The organism is Curtobacterium sp. B18, assembly GCF_000333375.1.
Taxonomy (GTDB): domain Bacteria; phylum Actinomycetota; class Actinomycetes; order Actinomycetales; family Microbacteriaceae; genus Curtobacterium.
Genome location: NZ_BACZ01000303.1, coordinates 1 through 4,102 on the forward strand (window position 1 = coordinate 1; position 4,102 = coordinate 4,102).

At 65.5% G+C, this 4,102-nt stretch carries 5 protein-coding genes and 1 pseudogene; 4 read left to right on the forward strand and 2 right to left on the reverse strand.

Annotated features, from left to right (window positions below; translation table 11 throughout):
- From I5E_RS08055 to I5E_RS08065, 3 genes and pseudogenes are all read left to right on the forward strand, one after another.
- Positions 1-359: pseudogene (locus I5E_RS08055) on the forward strand (hypothetical protein); the annotation flags it as partial.
- 104 nt (positions 360-463) lie between these two features.
- Positions 464-1,219, forward strand: coding sequence for an SDR family oxidoreductase (locus I5E_RS08060; RefSeq protein ID WP_022906525.1), 756 nt, complete (start codon positions 464-466; stop codon positions 1,217-1,219).
- A gap of 26 nt (positions 1,220-1,245) precedes the next feature.
- The gene (locus tag I5E_RS08065) at positions 1,246-1,707 is read left to right on the forward strand and encodes a hypothetical protein (RefSeq protein WP_022906526.1); all 462 of its coding nucleotides are present in this window, start codon (positions 1,246-1,248) and stop codon (positions 1,705-1,707) included.
- Between the two features lie 94 nt (positions 1,708-1,801).
- Here I5E_RS08065 and I5E_RS25340 read toward each other — a convergent pair whose 3' ends face one another.
- On the reverse strand, positions 1,802-2,245 hold the full coding sequence (locus I5E_RS25340; RefSeq protein ID WP_022906527.1) for a barstar family protein: 444 nt from the start codon (positions 2,243-2,245) through the stop codon (positions 1,802-1,804).
- Between the two features lie 343 nt (positions 2,246-2,588).
- Here I5E_RS25340 and I5E_RS23425 point away from each other — a divergent pair, with 343 nt between their 5' ends.
- Positions 2,589-3,173: a recombinase family protein gene (locus tag I5E_RS23425; RefSeq protein ID WP_022906529.1), complete on the forward strand. Its 585-nt coding sequence runs from the start codon at positions 2,589-2,591 to the stop codon at positions 3,171-3,173.
- Between the two features lie 59 nt (positions 3,174-3,232).
- Here I5E_RS23425 and I5E_RS08085 read toward each other — a convergent pair whose 3' ends face one another.
- Positions 3,233-3,733, reverse strand: coding sequence for a DUF4396 domain-containing protein (locus tag I5E_RS08085; protein WP_022906530.1), 501 nt, complete (start codon positions 3,731-3,733; stop codon positions 3,233-3,235).
- Between the last annotated feature and the right edge of the window lie 369 nt (positions 3,734-4,102).

A 4,102-nucleotide genomic window follows, 5' to 3' on the forward strand; every position in this document is an offset into this window, starting at 1 on the left:
TCGCGCACGCAGTTCCCGACTTCATCCCCACAATCGCCGACTGGCTCACAGAAGACGGCGTCGTCCGCGCACCGGGCATGCTGCTCCAGCCTGTCGACGTCGACGACGTCGTGGACCTCCTGGCCGAGACCGCAACCAGCGAGCCCGTGAACGACACCGTCGACCTCGCCGGACCAGACCGCTATCGGCTCGATGAACTCCTCCGCGCAACCCTCTCGGCAGCCGCGGACAGCCGTCAGGTAGCGACGGCACCCGGCGTTGCGCTCGGCGCCGACGCTCCCGACTCCCTCGTACCGCTCGGCGCACACCGTACTGGCACCCGCCGCTACCCCGTCAACGCCGGCACGACGCAGCCGTAGCCAACGCTCGCGACACTCCAGTTGAAGGGCGCCCTCACACTCTACGCCGCGACCTCGTCAGTGTGAGCAAGAGCGCGGCTTCACGCGCCGGATTGGGAGACCACATGAAGATCGCGATCGCCGGCGGTACCGGCACCGTCGGACGCCACGTCGTCCGTGCAGCACGCGAACGAGGGCACGAAATCGTCGTCCTCTCGAGGAAGCACGGCGTAGACGTGCTCGGCGATGTCGGTATCGCTGGTTCGATCGAAGACGCTGACGCGGTCATCGATGTGCTCAACACCACGACGCTCGCCACCAAAGCGGCCAGAGCGTTCTTCTCCACCGCCACCTCTAACCTCCTCGCGGCGGAGACGCAAGTCGGTACTGCGCACCACGTCCTGCTGTCGATCGTCGGTATCGACGAGATCGACACGTCCTACTACGCCGGCAAGCTCGCGCAGGAGCGGCTCATCCGGGCCTCCGACGTCCCGCACACCGTGGCACGAACCGCGCAATTCCACGAATTTGCGGAACAGGTCGCCGCCCAAACCTCCATCGGACCGGTCACATTAGTGCCGCGCACCCTGTCTCGCCCCGTCGCGGCACGGGACGTCGCGGAGCACCTCGTCCGCGTCGCCGAATCCGTCCCCGCGGTCCGAGCTCCGGATCTGGTCGGACCAGCGGAGACCACCCTCGCCGAGATGATCCGACGGATGTACGACCACGACGGCATCCGACGCCGCGTACTCGACGTCCGCTTCCCTGGCGCGTACGGCAAGGGCCTCGCTTCCGGGGCCCTGCGCGGCGGGACTGAGCCCCAGCGCGTCACCGGCACCACGTTCGACCAATGGCTTGGATCCGCTGACCACCGCAGCTGAACAACACGACAAGCAAGGAGCCTCCCGTGGAACACCCCCGACCCATCCAATACCGCATCGGTCCCCTGCAAACCGTCGGTCTCGTCGGCACCATCATCATCGCCATAGGCGTCGGATTCTGGGCCTACGTGCTCCCGCGAGAGTTCTACGACCACTTCCCCTCCCTACTCGGCGAGTGGATATCCCAAGACGGACCGTTCAACGAGCACCTCATCCGCGACCACGGGGCACAGTACCTCGCACTCGGCGCCGCGAGCGTTGCAGCGTTGTTCTGGCGATCACAGCCGCTGTTCCGCGTCCTCGGCATCGCGTGGGGTAGCTTCGGCGTGCTCCACTTCGCGTACCACGCGACCCACCTCGGACACATGAGCACCCGTGACGCCGTATCCCAGCTGATCGTCTTGGCCGTCGCAGCGCTTTTCGGAATCGCGATCGCCATCCCGAAGCGACGCAGGAGCAGGAGCAGGAGCAGGAGCAGGAGCAGCTGAGCCAGAGGGACACGAAGATCACAGGCATCCCCTCGTGACAGCTCGCACCGTACGTTCCGAAGGCTTGTCGCCCCGTCCCGAACACCGATCCTCCTCAGGACAAGATCGTGAGGAGCCGGTTCCCGAAGAGTGCTGCGTAGCGTCCCTGCCTCCCCAGGATCTGCTTCACGTGGTCGGCGATCCGTGGGAGTCGTTGAGCGAAATCGTCGAAGCCGGACAGGATCAGGACGAGGCCCGTCTCGGTTCCGTCCCACCCGTAGTTCGCCACGGCTACGTCTGACATGCAGTCGTCGAGCGCGTCCAGGTTCCTCCCGAAGTGGCTGGGGAACTGCAGGGCCGTCGCGAAGGCGATGTGCATCTGCATGGCTTCTCTCCATGCCCCGGCGTCCAGCTCGATGACCCGGTAGCCCTCGCGCCGAAGCCACGTCTCGGCGTTGCGCAACGCAGTATCGTCTCGCAGCCAGCGGACGAATCCGTCGCAGGCGATCTCGAAGTCCAGCCTGTTGCCGAGGATGTCATCGGTGGAGAACGCGGGCACACTCGAACCGTAGTACGTGGTGCAGTCAGAGCACGGCCGTTCGATACCCGGTGGGTCAGCGGGCCCCGAAGAAGGATGCTCCTGCGGCATCAGCGCCCTGGCTGACCAGCCCGTTCCGAGAAGAACAGCACCACGAACGCCATAACGACGCACGCTGCGCCGACGATCTTCGTCGGTACCCCGGGCGGCAGAACGAAGAGCCCGACTCCGCAGGCCGCCAGCAGGATAAGGAGCGTGAAAGTCCGCGGGCGGATGCGCATGAGTCTGCCTACCATCAGCATCCCACTGACGTCTCGATCGCCGATCGATTCCGAAGTTGGCGCAGCAAGGCGATCCTCGCGCCATGAATGCTCTACTCATCGGCTACGCCCGCGTCTCAACCTACGAACAAGACCTCACCGCTCAACGCGTCGCGCTTGAACGGCTCGGAGTCCTCCCGACGAACATCCACACCGACCACGGCTTGACCGGCACAAACCGCTCACGACCAGGTCTGCGCGAAGCGCTCGCTTCCTGCCGTGACGGAGACACCCTGGTGATTGCGAAACTGGACCGCTTAGCTAGAAGCCTCCGCGATGCGAAGGACATCGTCGACGAACTCACCGCGAAGAACGTCAAGCTCAACATCGGTGGTTCCGTCCACGATCCGAACGACCCCGTCGGCCGATTGCTGTTCAACGTCCTCGCGATGGTCGCCGAGTTCGAGTCGGACCTGATCAGAGCTCGAACGCGCGAAGGCATGCAGATCGCCAAAGCGAAGGGTCACCTTCGTGGGCGACAGCCCAAGCTCAGCGTCGCGCAGCAACGGCACCTCCTCGAAGTGCATGAAGCCGGCACGCACTCGGTTGCCGAGCTCGCCGAACTCTTCGGTGTTGGACGAGCGACCGTCTACCGCTGCCTAGACCGCCAAGCCCATCCAAGCCGCTGAGTGAATCCATCCGCTCTCGGGCACACGTGCCCGAGAGCGGATCGTCTATCGAGACCCAGTCAGTGGTGGCCGTGGACGACGGCGTGGCCGAGGCCGCGGCTGATCATCCACCGGTTTACGGGGGTGGTGACCACGAACGCGAGGGCGAGGGAGAGTGCGAGGGATCCCCAGAACAGCCACTGGTTGAGCTGCGCGTCCATCGCGCCGGGGATCGCGACCACGACCGTGTTGTCGATGATCTCCATGACCGCGATCGAGACGGTCTCGGCTGCGAGAGCGACCTTGAACGCCGCTGCGAGTGTCAGGCCGGACTTGATGACGCCGCGCATGGTGAGTGCATAGCCGAAGATGAACGCGAGGACGATCGACAGGACGATGGTGCCGGCGTTGTGGAAGCCAGCAGCGGTGCCGACCACCATGCCGAGGACTTCGCCGATCGCGCACCCGGTGAGGCAGTGCAGCGTTGCTTGTGCTGCCATCGACCACGTCGTCGTTCCGTGCCCGGCGCCGTGGTCGGCGTGCTCGTGTCCGCTCATCTGGTGGTGCTCGTGCGTGTCCATGCTGCTCCGATCTGACGCGGCTGGCGTCAACAGTTCACGTATACCCCTGGGGGGTACCATGCGCTGTAACGCGGAACCCTTCTCTGTGTTCCCGAATCGGCCGATCGCGGCGGGTTCGGTGTGAATCCGGACACCGAGTTGCCGCCGCCGATCGGGGTACCGCACCATAGAAGCGCCCATCCGACCCGTCTGCTCGAAAGACTGATGCTCGCCACCACCGCCTCCCCGCGTCGTCGGCTGCTGCTGCAGGCCACGGCGACGCTGGCGTTGCTGCTGCTGGTCGGCTTCACGGTCCTGATGCACTCGATGGCCGGGCACGCCGCCGGCCACGAGAACCCGATGGCTGCTCCCGCGGCCACCGCTGAGCAC